Annotated in this window: 19 protein-coding genes; 12 read left to right on the top strand and 7 right to left on the bottom strand. The window is 72.3% G+C overall.

What is annotated here, in order from left to right:
* Window positions 1-9: 9 nt before the first annotated feature.
* Both ADK66_RS16880 and ADK66_RS16875 read right to left on the bottom strand, forming a co-directional pair.
* Window positions 10-3,789 (bottom strand): hypothetical protein, encoded by a 3,780-nt coding sequence (locus ADK66_RS16880; protein WP_369814802.1) that lies wholly within the window; start codon window positions 3,787-3,789, stop codon window positions 10-12.
* 57 nt (window positions 3,790-3,846) lie between these two features.
* Window positions 3,847-4,659 (bottom strand): zinc finger domain-containing protein, encoded by an 813-nt coding sequence (locus tag ADK66_RS16875; RefSeq protein ID WP_053656365.1) that lies wholly within the window; start codon window positions 4,657-4,659, stop codon window positions 3,847-3,849.
* Between the two features lie 110 nt (window positions 4,660-4,769).
* Here ADK66_RS16875 and ADK66_RS16870 point away from each other — a divergent pair, with 110 nt between their 5' ends.
* The gene (locus tag ADK66_RS16870) at window positions 4,770-6,038 is read left to right on the top strand and encodes a hypothetical protein (RefSeq protein ID WP_053656363.1); all 1,269 of its coding nucleotides are present in this window, start codon (window positions 4,770-4,772) and stop codon (window positions 6,036-6,038) included.
* Window positions 6,039-6,063: 25 nt separating this feature from the next.
* Here ADK66_RS16870 and ADK66_RS16865 read toward each other — a convergent pair whose 3' ends face one another.
* Both ADK66_RS16865 and ADK66_RS16860 read right to left on the bottom strand, forming a co-directional pair.
* A complete protein-coding gene (locus tag ADK66_RS16865; RefSeq protein ID WP_231640068.1) occupies window positions 6,064-6,396 on the bottom strand; it encodes a CPCC family cysteine-rich protein in 333 nt (110 codons plus the stop codon).
* Window positions 6,332-7,132, bottom strand: a complete 801-nt coding sequence (locus ADK66_RS16860) for an S-adenosyl-l-methionine hydroxide adenosyltransferase family protein (protein WP_053656359.1) — start codon at window positions 7,130-7,132, stop codon at window positions 6,332-6,334. The genes ADK66_RS16865 and ADK66_RS16860 overlap by 65 nt, the downstream gene beginning before the upstream one ends.
* Before the next feature lie 144 nt (window positions 7,133-7,276).
* Here ADK66_RS16860 and ADK66_RS16855 point away from each other — a divergent pair, with 144 nt between their 5' ends.
* Entirely contained in the window at window positions 7,277-7,879 is a 603-nt protein-coding gene (locus tag ADK66_RS16855) for a hypothetical protein (RefSeq protein WP_157552572.1), read from the top strand.
* Window positions 7,880-8,311: 432 nt separating this feature from the next.
* Here the strand turns inward: ADK66_RS16855 and ADK66_RS16850 are convergent, their stop codons facing one another.
* Window positions 8,312-12,889, bottom strand: a complete 4,578-nt coding sequence (locus ADK66_RS16850) for an ATP-dependent helicase (protein WP_231640067.1) — start codon at window positions 12,887-12,889, stop codon at window positions 8,312-8,314.
* Between the two features lie 176 nt (window positions 12,890-13,065).
* On the opposite strand from ADK66_RS16850, the gene ADK66_RS16845 reads away from it, so the two are divergent.
* From ADK66_RS16845 to ADK66_RS16800, 10 genes are all read left to right on the top strand, one after another.
* Window positions 13,066-13,452: a hypothetical protein gene (locus tag ADK66_RS16845; RefSeq protein ID WP_053656353.1), complete on the top strand. Its 387-nt coding sequence runs from the start codon at window positions 13,066-13,068 to the stop codon at window positions 13,450-13,452.
* A 192-nt stretch (window positions 13,453-13,644) separates the two neighbouring features.
* Complete coding sequence (locus ADK66_RS16840) at window positions 13,645-16,479, top strand: Na+/H+ antiporter subunit A (protein WP_053656351.1); 2,835 nt, start codon at window positions 13,645-13,647, stop codon at window positions 16,477-16,479.
* 115 nt (window positions 16,480-16,594) lie between these two features.
* Window positions 16,595-17,074, top strand: coding sequence for a Na(+)/H(+) antiporter subunit C (locus ADK66_RS16835; RefSeq protein WP_053656349.1), 480 nt, complete (start codon window positions 16,595-16,597; stop codon window positions 17,072-17,074).
* The gene (locus ADK66_RS16830) at window positions 17,074-18,579 is read left to right on the top strand and encodes a Na+/H+ antiporter subunit D (protein ID WP_053656348.1); all 1,506 of its coding nucleotides are present in this window, start codon (window positions 17,074-17,076) and stop codon (window positions 18,577-18,579) included. Before ADK66_RS16835 ends, ADK66_RS16830 begins: the two co-directional genes overlap by 1 nt.
* Entirely contained in the window at window positions 18,576-19,181 is a 606-nt protein-coding gene (locus ADK66_RS16825) for a Na+/H+ antiporter subunit E (protein WP_231640066.1), read from the top strand. The genes ADK66_RS16830 and ADK66_RS16825 overlap by 4 nt, the downstream gene beginning before the upstream one ends.
* A complete protein-coding gene (locus tag ADK66_RS16820; protein WP_053656346.1) occupies window positions 19,178-19,441 on the top strand; it encodes a monovalent cation/H+ antiporter complex subunit F in 264 nt (87 codons plus the stop codon). The genes ADK66_RS16825 and ADK66_RS16820 overlap by 4 nt, the downstream gene beginning before the upstream one ends.
* Window positions 19,441-19,794 carry a monovalent cation/H(+) antiporter subunit G gene (mnhG, locus tag ADK66_RS16815; RefSeq protein ID WP_053656407.1) on the top strand — a complete coding sequence of 118 codons (354 nt, stop codon included), beginning with the start codon at window positions 19,441-19,443 and terminating at the stop codon, window positions 19,792-19,794. The genes ADK66_RS16820 and mnhG overlap by 1 nt, the downstream gene beginning before the upstream one ends.
* 172 nt (window positions 19,795-19,966) lie before the next feature.
* Window positions 19,967-21,322, top strand: a complete 1,356-nt coding sequence (locus ADK66_RS16810) for a hemolysin family protein (RefSeq protein WP_053656343.1) — start codon at window positions 19,967-19,969, stop codon at window positions 21,320-21,322.
* Window positions 21,319-22,383, top strand: a complete 1,065-nt coding sequence (locus ADK66_RS16805; protein WP_053656342.1) for a hemolysin family protein — start codon at window positions 21,319-21,321, stop codon at window positions 22,381-22,383. Before ADK66_RS16810 ends, ADK66_RS16805 begins: the two co-directional genes overlap by 4 nt.
* A gap of 117 nt (window positions 22,384-22,500) precedes the next feature.
* Window positions 22,501-23,433, top strand: coding sequence for a sporulation protein (locus tag ADK66_RS16800; RefSeq protein ID WP_053656340.1), 933 nt, complete (start codon window positions 22,501-22,503; stop codon window positions 23,431-23,433).
* Between the two features lie 19 nt (window positions 23,434-23,452).
* Here ADK66_RS16800 and leuE read toward each other — a convergent pair whose 3' ends face one another.
* Both leuE and ADK66_RS16790 read right to left on the bottom strand, forming a co-directional pair.
* Entirely contained in the window at window positions 23,453-24,124 is a 672-nt protein-coding gene (gene leuE, locus ADK66_RS16795; protein ID WP_053656338.1) for a leucine efflux protein LeuE, read from the bottom strand.
* Window positions 24,124-25,365, bottom strand: a complete 1,242-nt coding sequence (locus ADK66_RS16790; RefSeq protein WP_053656336.1) for a bifunctional pyridoxamine 5'-phosphate oxidase family protein/GNAT family N-acetyltransferase — start codon at window positions 25,363-25,365, stop codon at window positions 24,124-24,126. The genes leuE and ADK66_RS16790 overlap by 1 nt, the downstream gene beginning before the upstream one ends.
* Window positions 25,366-25,384: the final 19 nt, after the last annotated feature.

Genomic DNA, 25,384 nt, shown 5'->3' with positions numbered 1-25,384 from the left:
ACCCGGCCGTCACGGTGGGGTGGTGACCGGGATCGGCCCGGTGTACGGCGAGCTGCCGACGACGTTGAACGACCGGATCCGGTAGTGGTACGTCGTGCCCCGGGCCAGCCCGGTGTTTGTGAAGCCGCGACCTGTCACCGTGAAGGTGGCCACCTCCCTGCCGAACGCCGGGTCCAGCGCCCGTTGGACGATGAACCCCGCACCCGGGCCGGCGGGCGTGTTCGCCGCCCAGCCCAGGGTCACAGTGGCGGTGTCCGGCCCCGGCGCGCTGGCGGTGACCGTCAACCCGACCGGGGTGGCCGGCGCGGGCGGGGTGCTCACCGTCGCCATCGTCGACCAGGCCGAGGCTGCGCCCAGGTACGTGGTCCGGACCCGGTAGTAGTACGTGGTGTCCGGGGCGATGGTGGCGTCCAGGTGGTTGTCGCCGACCCCGATCGCCGTGGTGCCCGGCCCGCTGGTGAAGGTCGGGTTGGTGGCGCGCTGCACGTCGATGCCCGTGGCGAACGACCGGTTCGTCCAGCGCAGCGCCACCCGCAGCGGGGCGGCCGGCGGGATCGCCGCGAGCAGACCGTTCGGCGCTGTCAACTGCACCGAGGCGGGCACGCTGTTCGACCAGGACGAGTAGCTGACCTCGTTCTCCGCCCGGATCCGGTAGTGGTAGGTGACCCCGGGAGTGACAGTCGCGTCGGTGTACCGGGTGGCGGCCGCCGCGACGGTGATCGTGGTGACCTCGCCGGTGAACGTCACGTCGGTGGCCCGTTGCAGCAGATGGCTTGTCGCGGGCGGGCGTCCACCGTTGCCCGTCCAGGCCAGCGCGATCGCCGGCAACGCGGTGGCCGAGCCGGGCACCGGTGTGGCAGTCAGGCCGGTGGGCGCCCTCGGCGTCACCCGCAGCACCAACGGCCGGGTCATGCCGAGGTCACGGTGGCCGGCGAGCTGACTGTGCCAGCGGTACTCCCAACCCATGTTGACAAGTTGGTTGACCACCACTGCGGGTCGCCCGTCGGCCGGGCTGACCGGAGTCGACCCGGTACGCGCGCCGGCGGGCCGACCCGGGTCCAGCAGCCGCACGCTGTCGCCAAGCTTGAACGGCAGGGCCGGCGCGACAGGGCGCAACGCCACCACCACGTCCTCCCGGGGATGCACCCGGACGATCTCCTTCCAACCCAGCTCCGCGCCGTGTGGTGGACGCAGAGTGCCGTCCCAGCCGGCCCGGTTGACCACCTGCACGTCGCAGCCGCCGAACCGCAGCGCCTCGCTCTGCCGGACGTTTCCGCTGATCCGCCAGACCTGCGTCCCGTCGGTGGGCGCTCCGACCGGTACGGCCGGGTCGGCGGCGAACAGCACCTCGGTGACCGGGTCGGTGGCGCCGAGCGGCAGCGTCGCCGACGTGAGCGGCCCGGCCTGCGGGTGGCCGACGCCGAGCCGACCGGTCAGCCTGCCGTGCCCCGGCTCGAAGACCTGCTGTGCGGCCTTGACCTCGATCGGCAGGGTCACCGGGCCGGAACCGCCGGTGGGAGTGAACGTCACAGTTGTGGCGTGCACCGGCACCGTCGTCTCCGCCGCCGTCCGGGTGCCGAACGCCGGATCGTACGCCGGCTGCGGCACGATCGGCGGGCGCTGGCTGGCCGCGTACGCCACGGGCAGGCGCTCGCGCAGCCGGTCCAGGTCGTACGGCTCCGCCGGTGCTCCGGTCACCCGGAACTGGAGCAGGGTCCGGGTGTTCGGGCCGTACCCGGGCTCGGTGGGTGGCGGGCCGCCCTCGGCGGTCCGGTCCGGCGCGTCGGTGTGCTGGTCGTAGCGCCTGTCGAAGCCGGGCAGTGGCGCCGGGGCGTCGTTGTAGAGGATCAGCGTGCTGTCCGACGGTACGGCCGAGAAGTCGACGAGCACGTCGGCGCGCTCACCGGGGGCGAGCAGCAGCGTGTGCCCGTCGACGTTGAGCACCGTCGGGTCGAGCCGGTCGTAGCGGTAGCTGATCGGCCGGTTCGGCAGCACCACAGGGGCGGGCAGCAGCCCGGCCTCGTTGCCGATCTGGATGAACGACGGCCCGGCCGCACGCGGGTCCGGAACACCGCCGTCGCGCGCGTCGGTAGGCCATCCGGCCGGCTGGCCCGCCGCCCGCACGGCGGGCACCATCGGCACCTCCCCGGCGTCCCCGTCGGCGAGGCTCCCGTCCTCGGTCCACATCGGCGCGTCCGAGCAGGCCCGGTAGAGCTGGAGGTTGAGGCTGCGGTCCAGGCACGCGTTGAGGATCCGGAACCGGTACGTGCGGGGACGCACCTCCAGGTACGGGTAGGCGACGCCGTTGACAAGGGGCGTGTCGCCGTACGCCTCGGGCACCGCTGACGGGTGCGGCACCCCGGGGCGCAGCGGAGGTTCGGTTGGTGCTCCCACCGGGTCGTGGTGCGGGTTCGGCACCGGGCCCGGCCCGGCCAGCGGTGGACCGCCGGCGGACCCGCCTTTGACGGGCCAGCCGTCCGCTGTGGGCCAGCCGTCGGAGCGGCTGCCGTCCGGTGCCGGGTTGCGCGACCAGGGGCCGTAGTCCCACCGGCCCGTGGGGTTGCGTCCGCCGGAGCGGTACGGGTTCTGCCGGGGCTGGTAGACGTGGGGGTGCCAGAGGCTGCCCCGGGCGCCCCAGCGTTCCCGGTCCCAGGTCGGGTCCTCGGCGGCCAACTGGGTGTCGTCGGGCACGAACGTCTTGTCCTCGATCACCAGTGGCAGTTGGTCGGCAGGCAGCATCCGGTCCGCGACGAGCTGGTCCTCGGCCGGGTCGGTGAGCAGGTAGAGGGCGAGTTGTCCGCCGTAGACGGTGAGCCGGGCCAGGCCGAGTGTGTTGTCGTGGAACCACAGCAGCCGGCCGCTCTGCTCGTTCGGGTAGTAGAGCGTGGTGGCACCCACGCCGGGCGGCGGCATGTCCGGCACGTGCGTCAGGTTGGTCCCTGTCGGGTACGGGGTGATCTCCCCGGCCGGGGTGATCCACTGCTCGGGGTTGCCGGCGCTGGTCCAGCCGGTCTGCGCCCCGGCCAGGTGCAGCACCGCCCGGTTCTGCGGGTAGGGGGCTGGGCCGTCAAGCGGGCCGATGCCGGCGCCCTCGACTGTCTCGTCGACAGGCAGGAACAACTCGCCGGCCCGGCCGGTGGGCAACTGGTTGATGAACTTCACCCGCACCGGCCGCCCACGCCGGGCACGGATCATCGGGCCGAGGTGCCAGGGCCGCTCCGGAGGCACAACGGTGTTGTGGCCGGACACGTCGGTGCCCAGGTTGAGCTGCCGGTAGCCGCGCAGCCGGGTGGCCGGCAGGTCCCGGTGCAGCCGCTGGGCGTACTCCTGAAGGCCGATCTCGTAGTAGTCGCAGCCCGGGTAGCTGATCGTGTCGGGCACCGCGACCGGCAGGTACGAGCCGAGGTCGGTGCGACCCAGCTCGCCCGGGGTGGGCAGCGCGTCGACGAACTTCCGCAGGCCGGTACCCGGCGTCAGTTGACCGTCCGGGTCGCGCGTCGGGCGGGGACTGTACGCGAAGTTGGGCACCGGGCCGAAGCATCGGGGCGCGGCGGCCGGGTCCAGGCTCGCAGCCGGGGCCGCCTCCTCGGGGGCGCGGGCCGCCGGCACAGGTGCCACCCGGCCGTTGACGGCGCCGTCGCCCACGTGTGTGGGCCGGTCGAAGAACGTGGAGCGGAGTCTGCGAAACATCGCCATGGCTCTCCCCGGGGTCGGGGCACGAGACACGCCACTCCGACGTGGCGGACCTCGGCACTCTGCTGACGATCGGTGAGCATTCAATCGCAGCATGCGACGCCAACGGCCAGATAGGAATTACCCAATCGTCCGTATCTGTGATGACCTCGATCAACGAGGCTCGTCAACCGGCGGCGTGTGCCCCGGTTGGCAGACCGGACACCAGTAGGTCACCCGCTCGCCCAACTCCTCCTTGCGAATGGCGGTGCCGCAGCGGCGGCAGGGCTGCGCACGGCGGCCGTACACGTAACTGGTCTGCCCCCTGTGCAGCGAGCCGGTGGTGCTCTGCGTCCAGCGGCCCCGGTTCGCGGCAAGCAGGCGTTGCGCGAGAGCCACGGTGGCGGGCAGGTCCGGCACCGCGCCGACCGGCGTCCACGGTGACACGCCCCGCAGGAACAGCACCTCGCACTTGTAGAGGTTGCCCACCCCGGCAAGGTTGCGCTGGTCGAGCAGCGCCTCGCCGATCGTCTCGGTGGGTCGGGCGGCGAGCCGGCGGACCGCCTCTGCCGCGTCCCAGTCCGGGCCGAGCAGGTCGGGGCCGAGGTGACCGACCAGCTCGTCCTCCTCCGCCGTCGGCACCAGCGCCAGGTCGTGCAGGTGGTAGCCGACCGCGACCGCGCCGGGGCTGCGCAGCACCACCCGGATCAGGTGCGCGGGGCGGCCGCTCCAGCGTTCCCCCGGCGCGTACGCCCGCCACGCGCCGTCCATCCGCAGGTGTGAGTGGAGTGTCCAGTGCGTCCCGTCGAGGGCGGCGAGCCGGAGCAGCAGGTGCTTGCCCCGGCTTGCCGATTCGCGGACGGTCCAGCCGGTGAGGTCGGTGGTGGCCAGTCGCGGCACCCGGAAGTCACTGCCGGTGAGCTGCGCGCCGGCCAGGGCACGGTGCAGCACACGCGCGGTGTTCCAGACGGTGTCACCCTCGGGCACCCTGCCATCCTCCCTCGATCGAGCAAGACTCGCATGTATCGCTATTTGTAGCCACCTTCCTCATGATCTCCTGACATGACAGGGTCAGGGGATATCTGAGGAGATCGCCCATGAAACGACCTCATTGTCGTATCCGCCCCACCGCCCTCGCCGCTGTCCTCGCCCTTGCGCTCACGATCGCCCTCGTGCCCCTCACCAGCGGATTCTCCGCCGCCACCCCCGCCGCCAGCGGTCCCGTCACGCTCACCGCCGTCGCACCCGGCGGCGAGCGCTGGAGCACCGACCTCTCCGTCGTGGACCGCGACGACGTCAACGTCCGGCGTACCCCCGCGGGGTTGCGGCTACGCGAGTCCCGGACCACCGGACGCAGCCCTCGCAGCCCGCACAACGCGGTCGCCGAGGGCATGCTGCTGACCGCCCCGCGCACCCTGGCCCGCCCGGCCACCCGGGTCCGCGCCGAGATCACCGCGGACGTCCCCTCCGGCGCGTCAGTCGAGGTGCTGGTCCGCGGCTGGCGGGTCAGCGGCTGGACCGAATGGCGGGCCGCGACCGGCGGCGCCGTCTTCGACAGACCGGTCAGCCAGGTGCAGACCCGTGTGGTGCTGACCGCGCGCAACGGCGGCACCACCGCGACGGTACGCGCCGTCCAGCTCACCGCCGACGCGACAGCAGCCGTCTCCGCCGCCACACCCGGGCTCACCTACCGGGTGTACGCGACCCGCATCGGGCTGGTCGGCGAGGTGACCGCAAACGGCCGCACAGTGCAGCCGCGCGACCACTTCGTGGCCCTGCCGTCACGTCGCGGCCTGTCCCCGCTCAACACCGGCGACTACACGGTGCGGGTCTGCACCACCACGGGCTCCCGCTGCGAGTACGCCCCGGTCTGGGACGTCGGGCCGTGGAACACCCGCGACGACTACTGGAACCCGTCGGCAGTACGGGAGAACTGGAAGAACCTGCCGCAGGGTCGCCCCGAGGCGCAGGCCGCCTACCAGTCGGGCTACAACGGCGGGCGGGACCAGTTCGGGCGTACCGTGCTCAACCCTGCCGGCATCGACCTGGCCGACGGCACCTTCTGGGACGGCCTGAAACTGACAACGAACGCCTGGGTGGACGTCGCCTACCTGTGGACCGGGGGAGGGCCGCGCGGTGTCGTCGGCGACGGGCCGCTGAACATCCGCAGCGGGGCCAGCACGTCGTACGCCGTCCGTGGGCTCGCCGCACGGTTCGCCAACGTGCCGATCCATTGCTACGTGACCGGACAGTCGGTGGCCGGCCCCTACCGGACCACCACCAGATGGAACCGGCTGGCCAGCGGGCAGTACGTCAGCCACGCGTACATCTCCGCCGTGTACGGCGGCACCGTGCCGGTCTGCTGACCCAGTCCCGCCCCGCCGGGCGCCGTCAGGGGCGCTCGTCGGGGCGGGCCGGGCGCACCATGTCCTGATAGCGTGGGTGGCTGGCCCCGTAGACGGCGTAGTTGAGCCGGGCGTAGGTCAGGCTCAGGTCGCCGTTGGCGCCACCGCGCACCGCATCGGCATCGGCGTCGGTCTGGCCGTCGTCTGTCCAGAAGCAGACCGGGCAGGTCCCGCCGCCCGTTCGAGAGGCGCAACAGGGACAGCCCACGGGAACTACGTGTTCACCCACCGAGGCAGCATTCCACAGTTGAATGTCACCCGGCCACCCGCAAAAGATCACCCGGGACCACCCCGAGGAGGTCCACCGCGCGGCCACCATTGACCGCTATCGCCACCCGGTCGGCCGAGTCGACGTACACCACGAGGCCACCGTCTGGTGCGTCGCCGAACGTCCGTCCGTGCACCGCCGTGCGGGCCGGCGTCGGCCCCGGCGGGCCCACCCGGAGCGTGGCCGGAAACGGGCCGAGCAGTTCGCCCGGTGCGGCCAACTGGACGTTGCCGAAGTGGTCGACGGTCAGCACCTCGGCGGTGAAGCCCTCGGGGTCGGGGGTCACGACCGGCGACGGCAGGCGGACCAGCCCGGCAGGGTCGACGGCCGGGCCCGCCTCGGCCAGCGGGGCGCCGAGCGCCAAGCGAGCCGCCACCGGTGCGAAGACGTCCCGACCGTGGAACGTGCCGGACACCGTGGCGGCCAGCCAGCGGGGCTCGGTGAGTTCGACAGCGGCAGTCACCCCGCCGAGCGCGGCGGCGGCGTCCGGCAGCAGCCCGTTGTCCGGGCCGACAAGCAGCCCGCCCGGCGTGGCCAACGCGACGCCCCGCCGGGTGGTCCCCACCCCCGGGTCGACAACCGCCACGTGTACGCCCACAGGCAGGTACGGCACCGTCTGCGCCAGCACGGCGGCACCCCGCCGGACGTCGGCGGGCGGCACCAGGTGGGTCACGTCGATGACCCGGGCGGACGGCGCGATCCGGGCGATCACCCCGTGGCAGGCGGCCACGAAGCCGTCGGTGAGGCCGTAATCGGTGGTCAGCGAGATCCAGGGCGTGGCTGCCATCCCCGCAGGTTAACGCCCGGCACAGGTAGGCGGCCCTGCGGTGCACCCGCCCGCGCGGACGACCGACGATTGCCGGAAATGGGACAGAGTGCAGTGACCGACCGGCCCTCCCGTCGGCGGGCACCGACCCGGCAGACTGCCCTGGTGACACATCGGAGCCTGCCCGCCGTCGGTGTTCTTCTGCTCGCCGTCGCTCTCACCGCCGGCTGCGGCAGTGACGACGCTGACCGACCGAACGCCGCGCCGCCCGCCTCCTCCCTTCCGAGCCAGGACGCCACCGGCCTGCCGAGCGCCCCGCCGCCCCCGTCCGGCCCCGGCGGCAGCGCCACCACCCCGGCCACACCGGCCCAGCCCGCGCCGGCCCAGCCCGCGCCGCCGCAGCAGGGGACGACCGAGCGTCGGCCAGCGAGCCCGCCGCCTGTGGTGCTGCCTCCGCGCCCGGCCGGCGCGCCCGCCGCCCAGCAGGTCGTCGACGCGTTCCGGGCCGCTGGCCTGAAGGTGCCCCGCCCGAAGGACCGGTCCGTCGACTGCGGCCCGGACGGCCTCGGCCTGGGTTGTTCCGAGATCGTCGCCACCGATGCCGTCACGATCTACGTGTTCCCCGACGAGGTCAGCGCCAGCGACATCGCCGAGACCTGGAGCGGCCAGTCGTACCAGCGTGGCGCCGTGGTGCTCAACTACCTCGAGGCGAAGACTCCGGCCGCCGACCGCCCGCGCTACGAGAAGGCACTCAACAACCTCCGCTGAGCCAGATCCAATGCTGGCTGCTGGCTGCTGGCTGCTGGCTGCTGGCGTGGGCGTGGTGCGTGGGCGTGGGCTTCGAACTGGAGCGGCCGGTCGGCCACTCCCCCGCCATGTCCTGGCGCCGAGGTGCGGGCGTTGAGCTGTGGCTGGTGGCCTTGGCGACCAGGTAGCCCTTTGGAGCTTGATACCTGTGAGTCATCAATATGACTCACAGGTATCAAGCTCAATTGAGTGAGGTCGGTGGTGTGTTGCGGTGCTGTGCCATCCGCACTTCCCACTGGCTGCGACGGGTCGGGCGTCCGCGATCGGGGCCCACGGCGCGGGGCGCGTGAGTGGGGCCGACGGGTCAGGCGCCCGCGATCAGGGCCCACGGCGCGGGGTGCGTGCGTGCGGTCGCGGGTCGGGCAGGTGAGTGCGGTCGCGGGGGAGTGGAGGTCAGCCGCGCAGGCGTAGGCCGCGCGGGGTGACCCGGAAACCGGCAGCGGTAAGCGCGTCCCGCAGCGGTGCGGAGTGCACGGCCTCACCGTCGGCCCGCTCCACCGATATCGCGCCCAACGCTCCGGAGTGGACGGCGTCGGCGAGCGCCTTGCCGGCCGCGGCGAGGGTGTCGGCGTCGTCGGTGAACGACAGCAGTGTCCGGCCGCCGCGTTCCACGTACAGCACCAGGTCGCCGCCGACCGTCACCACCAACGCACCCGCCTTGCGGCCGGCCCGGTGCCCGGTCGTCGGAGCGGACCCGTCGCCTGCGTCGACAACGCGTTCCGGCCAGGGCAGCGCCGCACCGTACGGGTTGGCGGGGTCGGTGGCGGCGAGCACCATCGTCGGGCCGTTCCGACCCCGGGCACCGTCGGCGGGTTCCGCGAGCGCGCGCAGCCGGTCGACCGCGCCGGGTACGGCGAACTGTGCCGCCCCGAGACCTTCGACGAAGTAGCCTCGGCGGGCCACGCCGCGCTCCTCCAGCGCCGACAGCACCGGGTAGACAGCGGCGAACCCACCGACCACCTGCTCGGCAAGCACCGCGCCACGGGTGACCACCCCGTGTCGTTCCAGCAGCACGTCGGCGAGGGCTGCGGCCCGGCGGGTCGGGTCGAGATCCCGCTCCGGCAGCCGTGACCACCGACCCGCGACTGTGGGCGGGCCGCCCCGGGTGGGCAGCGCCACCCGGCCGGGTCGCCGGTAGCGGGTGCGTGGCGCGGACGGCCGGGATCGGTGCGCCCCACCCGCGCCCAGCACCGCGCGCAGCGGGGCGAGGGTGTCGTTGGTGAGGTGGCCCGCCCAGACCAGATCCCAGATCACCCCGGTCAGTACGGCGTCGTCGGTCGAACCGACCCGATCGGCCAGCGGGCGGAAGAACAGCGCCTGCCCGTCGGCGAGCGCGTCGAGCACCGCGTCATGCAGCGGTGTGCGGGTCAGCGCCTCGTCGGGGGGCGCAAGCAGCAGCGGGGCGGCGTCGGCGTACGCCAGGGTGACCCAGCCGTCGCCGCCGGAGATGGCCCCCGAACCCGCCCAGAGCACCTCCCCGCTGGCACACAGCTCGTCGAGGTGGGCGGGGGAGTAGTCCGCGACGCGGCCGGGCAGCACGAGCCGCTCCAACGCGGACGCCGGCACCGCCGCGCCCTGCAACTGCTCCACTGTCGCGGCGAGCGCCTCCACACCCCGGGCCGACGCGCCGACCTGCTGCCAGCGGGGTAGGAAGGTGGCCAGAGCCCGGGGCGGCACCGGCTCGATCTCCCGGCGCAGCGCCGCGAGTGAGCGGCGGCGCAGCATGCGCAGCACCTCGGCGTCGCACCACTGGGCGCCTGCCGAATCCGGGGTGAACTCGCCGGAGACGACCCGACCGGTGGCGGCGAGCTGGCGTAGGACCTGCTCGACGACGAACACCCCGAGCCCGAAGCGGGCCGCGCAGCTCGCAGCGGCGAACGGCCCGTGGGTGCGGGCGTAGCGGGCCACCAGATCGCCGAGCGGGTCGGCCACCGGTGTGAGGTACGCCTCGGCCACGCCGACCGGCAACGCCACGCCGAGCGCGTCGCGCAGACGCGCGGCGTCCTCGACGCCCACCCAGCGCTGCTCACCGGCGATCCGGACGCGCAGCACCCTGCGGGCGGCCTCCAACTCGGTCAGCCACGTCTCCGGTGCGCCGCGCTCGGTCAACTCGGCGTCACTCAGGTCGCCGAGCACCCGCAGCAGCTCGACCACGTCCTCCGCGTCTCGGGGGCGGCGCTGCTCGGTGAGCCAGCGCAGCTGCCTGTCGGTTTCGGCGAGCACGGCGGGGTCCAACAGCTCACGCAGGTCGACCCGGCCGAGCAACTCGCCGAGCAGCGTGGAGTCGAGGGCGAGCGCGGCGGCACGGCGCTCGGCCAGCGGCGCGTCACCCTCGTAGAGGAACGCGCCGACGTAGCCGAAGAGCAGCGACCGTGCGAACGGGGACGGAGCGCTGGTCTCCACCTCGACAAGCCGGACCTTGCGGGCGGCCAGGTCACGCATCAGCCCGGCCAGCGCCGGCTGGTCGAAGACGTCCTGGAGGCATTCCCGGGCAGCCTCCAGGGTGACCGGGAAGTCGGCGTACTCGCGGGCGACGTCGAGGAGCTGCGCGGAACGTTGCCGCTGCTGCCAGAGCGGCTGGCGGCGGCGTGGGTCGCGGCGCGGCAGCAGCAGTGACCGGGCGGCGCACTCCCGGAAACGGGCGGCGAAGAGCGCCGAGGTGCCCACCGACTCCTCGACCAGTTGGGTGATCTCGTCGGGCTCGAACACCACCACGTCGGCGCCGGGTGGCTCGTCGGCGGTGTCCGGCAGGCGCACCACGATGCCGTCGTCGGAGGGCATCACCTGGGCGTCCACGCCGTACCGCTCGGCGAGCCGCCGGCCCACGGCGAGGGCCCACGGCCCGTTGACCCGCGCGCCGAGGACGCTGTGCACGGCCAGCCGCCAATCGCCCAGCTCGTCGCGGAACCGCTCGACGACGATGGTGCGGTCGTCGGGCAGGGAACGGGTGGCGTCCCGCTGCTCGTGCAGGTACGCCATGAGGTTGCCGGCGGCCCACTCGTCCAGCCCACCGGCGCGCAGCGCGGCCAGTGCCGCCTCGTCGCTCTGCCGGAGCAAGGTGCGCACCCGGGCGCCGATGGCCCGACCCAGCTCCACCGGCCGGCCCAGCTGGTCGCCCTTCCAGAACGGCATCCGGGCGGCCTGACCGGGGGCCGGCGAGACCAGCACCCGGTCGGGGGTGATCTCCTCGATGCGCCAGGACGACGAGCCGAGCAGGAAGACGTCGCCGACGCGCGACTCGTAGACCATCTCCTCGTCGAGCTCACCGACCCGGGCGGCCCGCTCGGCGCCCGCCAGGAAGACCCCGAACAGACCACGGTCGGGGATGGTGCCCCCGCTGGTCACGGCGAGCCGCTGCGCGCCGGGACGGCCGGTGAGCAGGTCGGCGGCGCGATCCCAGACCAGGCGGGGGCGCAGCTCGGCGAACGCGGTCGACGGGTAGCGCCCGGAGAGCATGTCCAACACGGCGTGCAGCGCGGAGTCCGGCAGCTCGGCGAAGGGCGCGGCCCGGCGGACCAGCACGGCCAGGTCGCCGACCCGCCACGGCTCCAGTGCCACCATCGCGACGATCTGCTGGGCCAGCACGTCGAGGGGATTGCGCGGGTAGTGCAGCTCCTCGATCGCACCGTCGGTCATCCGCTCGGCGACGACCGCGCAGGAGAGCAGGTCGCCGCGGTGCTTGGGAAAGACCACCCCGCGCGAGACCGCGCCCACCTGGTGCCCGGCCCGACCGACCCGTTGCAGGCCGGCGGCCACGCTGGGCGGAGCCTCGATCTGCACCACCAGGTCGACGGCACCCATGTCGATGCCCAGCTCCAGGCTGGAGGTGGCCACGACCGCCGGCAGCTGGCCGGATTTGAGGGCCTCCTCGATGTGCTTGCGTTCCTCGCGCGAGACGCTGCCGTGGTGGGCGCGGGCGATCACCGGCGACGCGCCGGTGGCCGCGCCGGATTGTGCCATCACCTCGGCCGGCAGGCGGTGCCGCAACGGGCTGGCGGGACCGCCCGACGGGGTGGCCAGCTCTTCGGCGGCCAGCTCGTTGAGCCGTGCGCAGAGGCGCTCGGCGCTGCGTCGGGAGTTGGTGAACACGATTGTGGAGCGGTGCTGCCCGATCAGGGTGAAGACCCGCTCCTCGACGGCCGGCCAGATCGAGGCGCGTCGCGGGCCGGGACCGCCGAGGTCGTCCTCGGGTGGCTGCTCCTGCTCGTCGAGGCGGGTCATGTCCTCCACCGGGACCTGCACGCTGACCTCGATGGTCTTCGGTGTGGCGGGCTGCACGACGTCGACAGGTCGGGCGCCGCCGAGGAACCGGGCGCACGCGTCGATCGGCCGGACGGTGGCTGACAGGCCGATCCGCTGTGCCGGCGCGGGCAGCAGCTCGTCGAGACGTTCCAGCGACAGGGCCAGGTGAGCGCCGCGCTTGCTGCCGGCCACCGCGTGCACCTCGTCGACGATCACCGTCTGGATGCCGCGCAGCGAATCCCGAGCAGCGGAGGTGAGCAGCAGGAACAGCGACTCGGGGGTGGTGATGAGGATGTCGGGAGGGGTGCGGGCGAACGCGCGTCGTTCGTCGGCAGGGGTGTCGCCGGTGCGCATGCCGACGGTGATGTCGGGTGGGGTGACGCCGAGGCGGGTGGCCGCCTGCCGGATGCCTGCCAGCGGGGCGCGCAGGTTGCGTTCGACGTCGACGGCGAGGGCCTTGAGCGGGCTGACGTAGAGCACCCGGCACCGCTGTCGCGCCTCGGCCGGTGCGGGCTCGCGGGCCAGCCGGTCCAGTGACCAGAGGAACGCCGCGAGCGTCTTACCGGAGCCGGTGGGTGCCACGACGAGGGCGTTGCGGCCGGCGGCGACCGACCGCCAGGCGCCGGCCTGGGCGGCGGTGGGCGCGGCGAAGGCGGCGTCGAACCAGGCGCGGGTGGCGGGACCGAACCCGTCGAGCGCCCCGCCCGTATCCACATCTGCCCCGGTCACCGATCCATCGTGCCCCGCCGGTACGACATCCACGACCGGCCCCGACGGAACGCTCCTGAGTGAGCGGTAAAAGAACCTGTTGCGCAGTTAGTACGTTAAGTCTCACTTAACTGCTTGCTTCTGAGGAGCAACATAAAGTAACTTCACCCGCAACGCGAACGGGTGGAGGCGATGGGATGGCCGGCGAGCCGCGACACGTCGAACCCAGCACTGACGTACTGATCCGCAAGGTCGACAGTCACCTCGCCACGCTGCGCGGCGGTCTGCACGGGCCCGAGCTGGCGCTCGCCGAGCGACTCGCCCGGTGCCTGCGGGAGTTGGTCGTCTCGACTGCCCAGGCCAGCGCCGCCGATCGCGGCCAGGTCCGCGTCGCCGTCCACTATTTCGTGCTGCGCCGTGAAAGCCGGGGCCGGCTGCTCTCGATGCGGTCGCTGGCCGTCGCCGAGCGGGTGGTCGGCAAGGTCGCCCGACAGCTCGGCCGAGCCGACCTCGTGGCCGAACTGCGCCCAGGTGGCACCGACCTGGACGACGCGCAACCCATCAGTAACGCCCTGATAAACTGATCTCCGGCGGCCTGCTGGTCTGTCGGTCACCGAGGGCGTCCTGGCGCGCTTCGCTGGCTGCTGACTGCCGCCGTGAGCCCGCCCGATAGGGGACGAATTATGGCAAAGGCGCGCGGGCGTCGACGGATTGGCGTCTGATCGCTGCTAGGCGCCACAGATGTACGGCGTCGGCCACCACGATCGGGAGTGCGAGTGCTGTTACTGCTCATCCTCCACCTGGTGGCTGCCCTGGCCGCGCCGGCGCTCGTCAAGTGGTGGGGTCCACGCGCCTTCTATCCGCTGGCGCTGGCACCGGCCGCCGCGTTCTGCTGGGCACTGGCCCGTACGCCCGCCGTCGCCGACGGTGGCGCGGTCGTCGAGACGTACCCGTGGATCCGGGAGCTGAAGCTCGACATCGCGCTGCGGGTCACCACCCTGTCGTGGCTGATGACGCTGCTGATCGGCGGCGTCGGCGCGCTGGTGATGGTCTACTGTGCCCGCTACTTCAAACCCGGCTCGACCGGCCTGGCGCAGTTCGCCGGGGTCCTCGTCGCCTTCGCCGGCGCGATGCTCCTGCTTGTCTTCTCCGACGACCTGCTGCTGCTCTATGTCGGCTGGGAGCTGACCACGATCTTCTCGTACCTGATGATCGGGCACAGCACCGAACGGCGGTCGAGCCGGTGGGCGGCGGCGCAGGCGCTGATCGTGACCACGCTGGGCGGCCTGGCCATGCTGGTCGGGTTCATCATGCTGGGCGAGCACGCCGGCACCTACCGCTGGTCGGAGATCTCGGCTCAACCGCTGCCCGGCGGCGCGTACCTGATCACCGCGGTGTTGCTGATCCTTGCCGGCGCACTGTCCAAGTCGGCTGTGCTGCCGTTCAGTTCCTGGCTGCCGGCGGCGATGGCGGCACCCACTCCGGTCAGCGCGTACCTGCATGCCGCCGCCATGGTCAAGGCCGGCGTCTACCTTGTCGGGCTGCTCGCGCCGATCCTCGCCATTGTCGGCCCGTGGCGGCCCGTGGCGCAGGTCGCCGGCGTGGTCACAATGCTCGTCAGCGGGTGGGCGGCCCTGCGGCAGACCGACCTGAAGTTGCTGCTGGCGTACGGAACAGTCAGTCAGCTCGGCCTGCTCATCGCGGTGACCGGCGCGGGCACCCCGGCCGCCGCGCTGGCCGGCACAGCGATGCTGCTGGCGCATGCGCTGTTCAAGGCGACGCTGTTCCTGGTCGTCGGCATCATCGACCACGGCGCCGGCACCCGCGACCTGCGGCAGTTGTCCGGGCTGCGGCGCTGGTCCCGGCCGCTGTTCGTGGTGTCGGTGCTGGCGGCGGCGTCGATGGCCGGCGTACCGCCGCTCGTCGGCTTCGTGGCGAAGGAGGCGGTGTTCGCGGCGTTCATCGACCAGCCGCTGGTCCTCGCCGGCCTGGTCGTGGGGACGATTCTCACCGTCGCGTACAGCGCCCGGTTCCTGTGGGGCGCGTTCGCCGACCGGCCGGGTGTGGAACCGGTGTCGCCGGGCCCGATCGCCGCGGCGATGCTCGTCCCGCCGACTGTGCTCGCCGGTCTCGGGTTGCTCGCCGGCCCGGCCGCCGCCGTGCTGGACGGCCTGCTGAGCCCGTACGCCGAACTGCTCGGTGAGGTCGATGCGCACCTGGTGCTCTGGCCTGGACTGACCCCGGCGCTCGGCCTGTCCGTGCTGGCGCTCGTCGGCGGCGGCCTGCTCTTCGCGGTGCGGGGGCCGCTCGCCCCCGTACTGGCCCGGCTCCGTTCGCCGATCGGCGGCAACCAGGGGTACGAGTGGGTGGTGGGCCGCTTCGACAGGCTCGCCATCGAGGTGACGGGTGCGACCCAGCGGGGTTCCCTTCCGCAGTACCTGGGCATCATCCTGGTCACCCTCGTGGTGCTGCCTGGTGGCGCGATGCTCGCAGCCGGCCCGTGGCAGACCCGGATCCCCCTCTGGGGCAACCCGCTGCAACCGGTGGTCGTGCTGGTGATCGCGGTGGCCGCGCTGCTCGCGGTCGGCGCCCGCCGGCGGCTGACCGCGATGCTGCTGGTCGGGGTGACCGGCTACGGCGCCGCGATGCTCTTCATCCTGCACGGCGCTCCCGATCTGGCTCTCACGCAGTTCCTGGTGGAGACCGCGACCATCGCTGTCTTCGTGCTGGTGCTGCGTCGCCTGCCGCCACGGTTCTCGGCCCGTCCGCTGCGCCGCAGCCGCTGGGCCCGCCGGGTGATCGGCGTGGCAGTGGGCCTGGTGGCGGGTGGGCTCGCCCTCGTCGCGGCCGGCGCCCGCCGGGCGCCGGACATCGCCGTGGCCTTCCCGGATCTGGCAGTGGCCGAGGGGTACGGCCGCAACGTGGTGAACGTGACGCTTGTCGACATCCGGGCCTGGGACACGATGGGCGAGGTGTCGGTGCTTGTGGTGGCCGCGACCGGGGTGGCCAGCCTGATCTTCGAGAAGTCCCGGACCGGGCCGCGCCCGCGTCGGCCGGGTCCGCCGGGCCGGTCGGTCCTGCCCGGGCGGCCGGTGTGGCTGCGCGGCGGCCCCACCCTGTACGCGGAGCGGCGCTCCATCGTGATGGAGGTGGTCACCCGGCTGATCTTCCACACGGTGGTGTTGTTCTCCCTGTTCCTGCTCTTCTCCGGTCACAACGCGCCGGGCGGCGGCTTCGCCGGTGGCCTGGTGGCGGGCCTCGCGCTGGTGGTCCGCTATCTGGCCGGCGGACGGTACGAGTTGACCGAGGCGGCGCCGGTGGGCGCGGGCCTGATCCTTGGCGCCGGCCTGGCAGTGGTGGTGGGCAGCGGCGTGGTGTCGATGCTCGCCGGCGGGACGTTGCTGCAGAGCGCCAAGATCGACGCCTCGCTACCGCTGATCGGCGACATCCATCTGGTGACCACGCTGTTCTTCGACATCGGCGTGTACCTCATCGTGATCGGGCTGGTGTTGGACATCCTGCGCAGCCTCGGTGCCGAGGTGGACCGGCACATCGAGGCGACCGGTACGGAAGCGGGCGGACTGGCCGTCGACAAGGGAGACCGGCCGTGAGCGCGAGGAGTGAGCCGGGTTTGCGAGCCCCGCAGTCGCGAACATCTGGTGGGTCCGTGAGCGCGAGGAGTGAGCCGGGTTTGCGAGCCCCGCAGTCGCGATCTGAGGGCGTGTCATGACGGCCGGTCAGCCTGGCCCGACGTTGGTGTTGGTGCTTGCTGTCGCGGTGCTGGTCGGCTGCGGTGTGGTCCTGCTGCTGGAGCGCAGCATGACCCGGATCCTGCTGGGCGTGATCCTGACCGGTAACGGAGTCAACCTGCTGATCCTGCTGGGCGGTCGGTCCGGTGGGGCGCCGGTGGTGGGCACGGGGCCGGTGGACGAGATGGCTGATCCACTGTCGCAGGCCATGGTGCTGACGGCGATCGTGATCACGTTCGGGCTGACGGCGTTCCTGCTCGCTGTGGCGTACCGAAGTTGGTATCTCACCGGCGACGACGAGGTGCCCGACGATCTGGAGGACCAGCAGATCATCCGCCAGGCCGAGCGCAACGAGGCGGGTGCCATCGATCACGGCGGGGAGGGTCCGGACGACGATCCGGAGCAGGTCGATCCAGAGCCGGCACGACGTCGGCTACGGCACGGGGACGAGGCGTGATGAGCAGGCTGTTGCCGCTGCCGGTGGTGGTGCCGTTGTTGGGTGCGGCGCTGACCCTCTTGCTGGCGACGCGACCCCGGATCCAGCGTGCGGTCAGTGTGCTCTGCCTGTCCGGCACGTTCCTCGTCGCGGTGGTGCTGCTGGTCGAGGCGTACCGGCACGGGCCGGTGGTGTTGGCGGTCGGCGGGTGGCCGGCGCCGGTCGGCATCGTGCTGGTCGCCGATCAGCTCGCCGCGCTGATGGTGGTGGTGTCGTCGGCGGTGACGCTGTGCGTGCTGCTGTACTCGATCGGTCAGGGCCGCAGCGAGACCGCCGAGACCACTCCCGTGGTGATCTTCCACCCGACGTACCTGGTCCTCACGGCGGGCGTGACGAACGCGTTCCTCGCCGGCGACCTGTTCAACCTGTTCGTCGGCTTCGAGATCCTGCTGGCGGCGAGCTTCGTGCTGATCACGCTGGGCGGCACCGAGACCCGGATCCGCACGGGGTCGACGTACGTTGTGGTGAGCATCCTCTCTTCGATGATCTTCCTGGCCGCTGTGGGTCTGGTCTACTCGGCCACCGGCACGCTCAACCTGGCGCAGCTCGCGCAGCGGCTCGACGATCTGCCCGACAACGTACGGCTGACGTTGCAGTTGATGTTGCTGCTCGCGTTCGCGATCAAGGCGGCGGTCTTTCCGTTGTCGGCCTGGCTGCCGGACAGCTATCCCACGGCGCCGGCTCCGGTGACAGCGGTGTTCGCGGGGTTGCTCACCAAGGTGGGCGTCTACGCGATCATCCGCACCGAGACGTTGCTCTTCCCGGACGGGCAGGTCGACAACCTGCTCATGATCGTCGCCGGGTTGACGATGGTGATCGGCATCCTGGGCGCGGTGGCGCAGTCCGACATGAAGCGGCTCCTGTCGTTCACACTGGTCAGCCACATCGGCTACATGATCTTCGGGGTGGCGTTGAGCACCACCGCCGCGCTCTCCGGTGCGATCTTCTACGTCGTGCACCACATCACGATCCAGACCACGCTGTTCCTTGTCGCCGGGCTGGTCGAGGAGCGGGCCGGCAGCACCGACCTGCGCCGGCTCGGCGGGCTGGCCCGGATGGCGCCCCTGCTCGGCGTGCTGTTCTTCGTACCGGCGATGAACCTGGCCGGGGTGCCACCATTCTCGGGCTTCCTGGGCAAACTCGGTCTGCTCCAGGCCGGGGCGGCGGCCGGTGGGGCGCTGCCCTGGACGCTTGTGGCGGCCGGGACGCTGACAAGCCTGCTCACCCTCTATGTCGCCTCGCGGGTGTGGAACATCGCGTTCTGGCGGGCGCCGCAGTTGGACACCACTGACCCTGTCGTCCGGCTGCCCACGCTGATGGTCGGTGCCACAGTCGGCCTGGTCGTGTTCGGCCTGGTGCTGACGGTGCTGGCCGGTCCGCTCTTCGACGTGACCGCAGCCTCGGCAGCCGATCTGCTCTCGCGCACTCCGTACGTGCGGGCTGTGTTCCCAGGAGGTGTGCCGTGACCGAACCGACCATGACGTCCTCGGGGTCCGCGGCGGCCGAGCCCCGGGGGCGGTTCGGGCGCTGGCGGGACCAGGCGGTGGCCCTGGGCTGGCTGGTGGTCGTCTGGTGTCTGCTGTGGGGCGAGATCAGCTGGGCCAACGTGGTCGGTGGCCTGCTGGTGGGCGGCGCGGTGCTCCTGTTCTTCCCGCTGCCGCCGGTCACCTTCGGCGGCCGGCTGCGGCCCTGGGCGTTGCTGGTGTTCGTGGGCAAGTTCGTCGTGGAGCTTGTCGTCGCGAGTATCCACGTCGCCCGGATCGCCATGCAGCCCGGCTACCGGCCTCGGGGGGCGATCATCGCCGTGCAGCTACGGGTGCCGACGGACCTCAACATCGCTCTCACCGCCGAGGCGGTCACCCTGGTGCCCGGCACTCTGGTCCTGGAGGTGGACCGGGCGGCCGCCACGCTGTACCTGCACGTGCTGGACACCCACGGCCCGGCGGACCTGGAACTCGCGCGGGAGCGCACCCTCGCTGTCGAGCAGCGGATCGTCCGGGCGGTGGGCAGCGCGGCCGAGCTGCGCCTCGTCGAGTCCGGTCCCGCCGAGAAGGGAACGACCCAGTGATCCTGCTTCTGGCCGCCGTCCTCACCGCCCTGCTGTCGGTGACCGCGCTGCTCGCGCTGATCCGGCTCTACCGGGGCCCGACGTTGCTGGACCGGGTGATCGCCGCCGACATGCTGCTCGCCACAATGGTCGGCGCGGTGGGCGCGGAGGCGGCGGTCAACCGGCACGCCACCACGCTGCCCGTACTCGTGGTGCTGTCCCTGCTGGGCTTCGTCGGCTCGGTGGCGCTGGTCCGCTTCGCCGTCCGGGAGCGGGCGTGATCGGGGTGATCGCCGACTGGGTCGGCGCCGCCTGCCTGGTGGCCGGTGCGGTACTCGCGCTCGCCGCCGGGATCGGCGTGCTGCGCTTCCCGGACGCCCTGTCCCGGATGCACGCCGCCACCAAACCCCAGGTGCTCGGGGTGCTCCTGCTGCTACTCGGCATCGCGCTGCGGCTGCGGACCATGCCGGACCTCGGGATGGTCCTGCTGGTGGCGATCTTCCAGCTGGCCACCGCGCCTGTCGCGGCGCAGATGATCGGACGGGCCGCCTACCGGTCGGGGCGGCTCGACCGGAGCCTGCTCGACGCCGACGAGCTGGCTGAGCGCGGGCAGGGCGGCGGCCAGGTGGGGTGACGCCCGGCGAACCGGACGATCGGACGCCTTCGGCCCTCCCTCAGCGGAGTCCCAGCGAACGCCGATAAAATAGTCAGATGATCGACTCGTCTGCCCAGGAGGGCAGTAGTAGCCAGCCGGGTTGTGCCCGGCTTATCCCCGACCCGACGACCCCGGGAGCCCTGAGCGACCCGTGTTGATCGTCGTCGGTCTTCTTCTGATCATCGTGCTCACCGCCGCGACAGGCTATTTCGTAGCCCAGGAATTCGGCTACGTCGCCGTGGACCGCGGCAAGTTGCGCCAGCTCGCCGATGACGGCGACCAGGCTGCCGCCCGCGCTCTGACCGTCACCAGCCGGCTCTCCTTCATGCTCTCCGGCGCCCAGCTCGGCATCACCGTCACCGCCCTGCTCGTCGGTTACGTCGCCGAGCCGTACCTCGGCGGTGGCCTCGCCGAGCTGCTCGGCGTGGCCGGTGTCAGCAGGTCGGTGAGCCTGCCGCTGTCGGTGGCGCTGGCACTGGTCATCGCCACCGTCGTACAGATGGTCCTCGGTGAGCTGGCCCCGAAGAACCTGGCCATCGCCCGGCCCGAGGTGCTGGCCCGGGCGCTGAGCCGGTCCACCCTCATCTACCTGGCCGTCGCCGGGCCGCTGATCCGGCTCTTCGACAGGGCTTCGATCCGTCTGCTCCGCAGGCTCGGCATCGAGCCGATCGAGGAGTTGCCCAGCGGCGCCACACCTGCCGATCTGGAACAGATCATCGCCGAGTCCCGGCAGGAGGGCAGCCTGGACGCCGAGATGTCCACGCTGCTCGACCGGGGGCTCGACTTCCGCGAGCTGACTGCGGGCGAGGCCATGGTGCCGCGGGTCGACGTGCACACCGTACGCGCGCACGAACCGGTGAGCCGTATCGTCGAGTTGCTGGACACCGGCCACTCCCGGTTCCCGGTGCGCGGCGCGGAGGGCGTCGACGACCTGATCGGTGTCGTCGGCATCGCCGACGTGCTCGGCGTACCCCCGGGGGAGCGGGCGACCACGCCGGTGAGCGCGGTCGCCGGCCCGCCGCTGCTGGTGCCCGAGACGTTGCCGCTGCCCACGGTGCTCGACCGGCTGCGGTCCGGGCACCGGCAGATGGCCTGTGTGGTCGACGAGTACGGCGGCTTCGCCGGCGTGATCACCTTGGAGGACATCGCCGAGGAGCTCGTCGGCCCGATCAGGGACGAGGACGACCCACCGGATCGGGCACCCGCCCGGCAGGACGACGGGTCCTGGGTGGTGCCGGCCCGCTGGCGGATCGACGAGGTCGCCGACAGCACCGGCATCGCGCTGCCCGAGGCACCGGAGTACGACACCCTGTCCGGGTTGGTGATGCGGGAGTTGGGCCGGGTGCCGGAGGTCGGTGACCGGCTGGAGATCAGCCTGGTGCCCGACGGCGCGGACGGCGAGGATCACGCCGGGGAGCCGCGGGCTCTGGTCGAGGTGCTGGCAGTGGACCGGCACGTTGCCGATTCGGTGCGGTTGCAGCTGACCGAGCCGGAGGTGACCGCGTGAGCCCCGGCATCGCGCTGCTCACCTCGGTGGTGCTGCTGGCGTTGAACGGGTTCTTCGTGGCCGCCGAGTTCGCCCTGGTGGCAAGCAAGCGGTACCGCCTGGAGCAGGCGGCGGCAAGCGGTGGCCGTGCGGCCCGAGCCGCGCTTGACGGTGTCCGCGAGTTGTCGCTGATGCTGGCCGGGGCGCAGCTGGGCATCACGCTGTGCACCCTGGGGCTTGGCGCGCTGGCCGAGCCGGCCATCGAGCACCTGGTCAGCCCGCTGCTGCACGCTGTGGGTCTGCCGGACGCCGCCAGTCACGTGATCGCCCTGGTCTTCGCGCTCGGGTTGGTCACCTTCCTGCACCTGGTGGTGGGGGAGATGGCGCCGAAGTCGTGGGCCATCACCGACGCGGAGCGTTCGGCGACGCTGCTCGCGTTGCCGTTCCGCGCGTTCGCCCGGGTGTCCCGGCCGGTGCTGTCGGTGCTGAACGCGATGGCCAACGCGATCCTGCGCCTGTTCGGGGTCGAGCAGCAGGATCAGCTTGCCCAGGTGCACGGCCCGGACGAGCTGCGGATCCTGCTGGAGCAGTCCCGCGAACACGGGCTGCTCGGCGCCGAGCAGCACGAGCTGCTCACGAGCATGCTGGAGTTGCAGGGCACGACCGTGGCGCAGGTGATGGAGTCGTTCTCGACAATGGTCACCGTCGGGCGGGAGGACCCGGCCGAGCGGATCGAGCAGGTCAGCCGCGACAGCGGCAGGTCCCGAATGGCGGTGGTGGACGCCGACGGCGACGTCTGCGGCCTGGTGCACGTCCGGGAGGCGGTGCGGGTGGTGACGAACGGCCGTGTCGCCACCGCAGGGGAGTTGATGACGCCCGCGTTCACCCTGCCCGCGACGTCCTCGGTCACCGAGGCGGTGGCCGCCATGCGCGCCCGGCAGTCCCAGCTCGCGCTGGTACGCAACGGTGGTGGGCCGTCCCGCCCGATCGGTTTCGTCGCACTTGAGGACCTGCTGGAGGAGGTCATCGGGGAGTTCGACGACGAGACCGACACGGTGCCGAGGGGACGCCGCCTGCGGTGAAACCGGAGGGGTGGTCCCTCTTCGCCGAAGTCGAGGTGACCACCCTCCGGGTCCGCGACCCTTGAGGTGACCTCGCCGTCGGCGGGGCGTACGGGGGCGTGGCCTGGTGGGGGCGCGGTGCGGCTGACGGGGGTGTCTCGGGAGTCCGGCTGGACCGGGCTGTCCGTGCAGACCACGCTGCCCAATCCGAGCACCCGTCCGGGGCTGCGCCTGCCCGGACGGGTGACACTCGCCGCCGGTCCTGACGACGTGCTGGTGCGGCACATCCGCCTCGGCCTTGTCGCCACGGTGGAGCCGAACGACCCGGAGGCCGCCCGGCGCCTGGTGCAGTTCCATCAGGCGCCGATCGCCGGGCGGTTCGTCGTACCGGCCGGCCGGCGTCGAGCTGTGGACTTCGCGTTGCCGCTGCCGTGGGAGACGCCGGTGACCACCTTCGGCGGGGTGCCGCTGCTGAGCCTGCGGATGGGGCTGCGGACCGAGGTGTCCGTCGACCCGGACCTCGACCAGGGCGCAATGGTGCCGGTGTTCGTGCATCCGGTGCCCACGCAGCAGCACGTGTTCGCGGCGATGGACACGCTTGGTTTCTCGATCCGCCAGGCCGGGTTGCAGGAGGGCGGGCTGCCCGGTGTGGAGTTCACACTGCCGCTGCACCAGCGGTGGGGTTTCTGGGTGGCTCCGCTCTACGCCGGCCCGATCACCGAGATGGAGGTGATCTTCGTGACCAACTCGGCGGGTCTGGAGGTGATCCTCTGGATGGACCGCCGGCTGGCCCTGGCGGGGATCACCCACCAGAGCATCAGCCGGTTTCGGATCTGGCACGCCGACGCCGGGCAGCGCGACTGGGTGGCGACAGTGGACGGCTGGCTGCGCCAGGCCCTCAACCGGCACGCCGCCGCGGCCGCCCACGCCGACTGGTCGGCCCGGATCGCCGGGTCACCGCATGTCAGCCGCCACCCCGACGAGCCGATCCGTCCCGGCTACGGCCTGGGCGGCACCGCCGGTGGCGCCGGCATCGGAGGCGGCGGTAGCGGTGGGGGCGACGGCACCTGACGACAGGTGCGCGGCGACGTCAGCCGGCGCTGGCGGTGGCCAGCTTGAGGCTGAAGGCGAGGAACAGCGTGGCGATCGCGGTGGTGCCGCCGGCGGCCAGTCGACGCCGCTGGCGGAACTGCGTGGCCAGGAAGGTGCCCGCGAAGATCAACGCGGTCAGGTAGAGCACGCTCGCCGCCTGGGCGATCAGCCCGAGCAGCAGGAACGACAGCGCCGGCCAGGCGTAGGTCGGGTCGACGAACTGGATGAAGAACGAGACGAAGAACAGGATCGCCTTCGGGTTCAGCAGGCTGATCACCAGCGCCTTGCGGAACGGGCTGCGCATCGCCTCCGGCTCGGCGGCGTCGATGAGCCGCGGCGTGGTCGGGTCGTTGCGGTCGCGCCAGCGCCGCCAGGCGCCGCGCAGCATCGTCAACCCGACATAGGCGAGGTACGCGGCACCGGCGTACTTGATCACCAGGAACACCGGTGGGTACGCCTTGAGCAGCGACGCCACCCCGGCGGCGGCGAGGACCATCAGCACCGTGTCGCCGACGAACACCCCTGCCGCGGCCCGGTAACCGGTGCTGACGCCCCGCTTGGCGGCGGTGGACAGCACGAAGAGGGAGTTCGGCCCGGGCAGCAGAACGATTGCCACGGTGCCCAGTACGTACGTCCAGATGTCGGTGATCCCCAGCACGCCCGTCATCATCACGCCACCGGTGCTGTTCGGCGAAGTTTTTCTCGCAGGCTGGCCTGTGCGTTCGGCCACTCGTCGATTGTCATCGCGTACTGCACGGTGTCCCGCCAGGAGCCGTCCGCGCGCTGGCGGTGCATGCGCAGCACTCCCTCGCGGGTGGCGCCGAGCCGCTCGATGGCGGCCTGCGAGCGGACGTTGCGGATGTCGGTGTGCCACGCGACCCGCACCGCGCCCAACTCGTCGAAGGCCCGGCTCAGCAGCAACAGCTTCGCCTCCGTGTTGATCCCGGTACGCCACCACGGCCGGCCGAGGAACGTGTACCCGATCGCCACAGACCGCCGTTCCGGGTCGATCTCGTAGTACGACGTGGTGCCGACCACCGCCCCGGTCACGGCGCAGCGTTGCACCCAGGGCACCCGCTCGCCCCGCTGCTGGGCGAGCAGGGCGGCGGTGACCACCTCGGCCGTACCGGCCACCGAGGTGGGCCGGGCCACGCCGAGGTGCCGCCAGACGTCGTCGTCGGCGGTGGCGGTGTGCAGCTCCTCGGCGTGCGCCAGGTCCAGCGGCTCCAATCGGACGTGCTCACCGTGCAGCGGCACCGGGTCGTGCCAGGGTGTGCGGGCCGTCCGCAGGTACGCCGGCAGCGGGGCCGTGACCCCGACGTCCGGCTCGGGCGGGCCGGCGGTCAGCCGCAGCGGCAGCACACCGGCCCAGTGCGGCAGGTGCAGGTCGGCCTCCTCGTCGCGGACCCCGCCGGTGCGGGCGCGTACGGAGACCTCCCGCAGCGGCAACGCCAGCACGGCGGTCTCGGCCAGCTCGCGGCGGCTCGGCGGCCGGCTGTCGTTGCTACGGCCCGTACCGACCTTCTCCACAAGGGCGGTGAGCATCGCGGTCTTCTCCTGCTCGTCGGTGACGAGCCGGGCGGTGCCGTGCGCCACGACGGAGCGGTAGTTGGCACTGTGGTGGAACTGGGAGCGGCCGTAGATCAGCCCGTCGAGCACTGTCACCGCGACGCAGACGGGCAGCCCGTCGCCCCGGGCGGCGAGCAGCGGCCGACTGCCGGTCGAGCCGTGCAGGTAGAGCGTGTCGCCGATGCGGACGTGCAGGGTGGGCAGCACGCGCGGCTGGCCGTCGACGGTGAACCCGAGCGCACAGTCGTACGCCTCGTCGAGCACGGCGTGCGCGGCCGCGCTGTCGTAGCTCATGCGGTCGCGCGCACGGCTGGCGGTGGTGCGGGGGGTGGGTGCGTACATGCTCGCCCCTTTGTTCTAG

The organism is Micromonospora sp. NRRL B-16802, assembly GCF_001279555.1.
Taxonomy (GTDB): Bacteria; Actinomycetota; Actinomycetes; order Mycobacteriales; family Micromonosporaceae; genus Micromonospora; species Micromonospora profundi.
Note: the sequence above shows the minus strand (reverse complement) of the source record. Positions and strands in the feature narration are given on the sequence as shown.

What these genes read in the sequence shown, in the direction of transcription:
- ADK66_RS16790 (WP_053656336.1), bottom strand. Translation starts at nt 25,365, where the DNA reads ATGTACGCACCCACCCCCCGCACCACCGCCAGCCGTGCGCGCGACCGC.
- ADK66_RS16865 (WP_231640068.1), bottom strand. Translation starts at nt 6,396, where the DNA reads ATGGTGGCCGCGCGGTGGACCTCCTCGGGGTGGTCCCGGGTGATCTTT.
- ADK66_RS16835 (WP_053656349.1), top strand. Translation starts at nt 16,595, where the DNA reads ATGACGGCCGGTCAGCCTGGCCCGACGTTGGTGTTGGTGCTTGCTGTC.
- ADK66_RS16870 (WP_053656363.1), top strand. Translation starts at nt 4,770, where the DNA reads ATGAAACGACCTCATTGTCGTATCCGCCCCACCGCCCTCGCCGCTGTC.
- leuE (WP_053656338.1), bottom strand. Translation starts at nt 24,124, where the DNA reads ATGATGACGGGCGTGCTGGGGATCACCGACATCTGGACGTACGTACTG.
- ADK66_RS16830 (WP_053656348.1), top strand. Translation starts at nt 17,074, where the DNA reads ATGAGCAGGCTGTTGCCGCTGCCGGTGGTGGTGCCGTTGTTGGGTGCG.
- ADK66_RS16845 (WP_053656353.1), top strand. Translation starts at nt 13,066, where the DNA reads ATGGCCGGCGAGCCGCGACACGTCGAACCCAGCACTGACGTACTGATC.
- ADK66_RS16860 (WP_053656359.1), bottom strand. Translation starts at nt 7,132, where the DNA reads ATGGCAGCCACGCCCTGGATCTCGCTGACCACCGATTACGGCCTCACC.
- ADK66_RS16880 (WP_369814802.1), bottom strand. Translation starts at nt 3,789, where the DNA reads ATGCTGCGATTGAATGCTCACCGATCGTCAGCAGAGTGCCGAGGTCCG.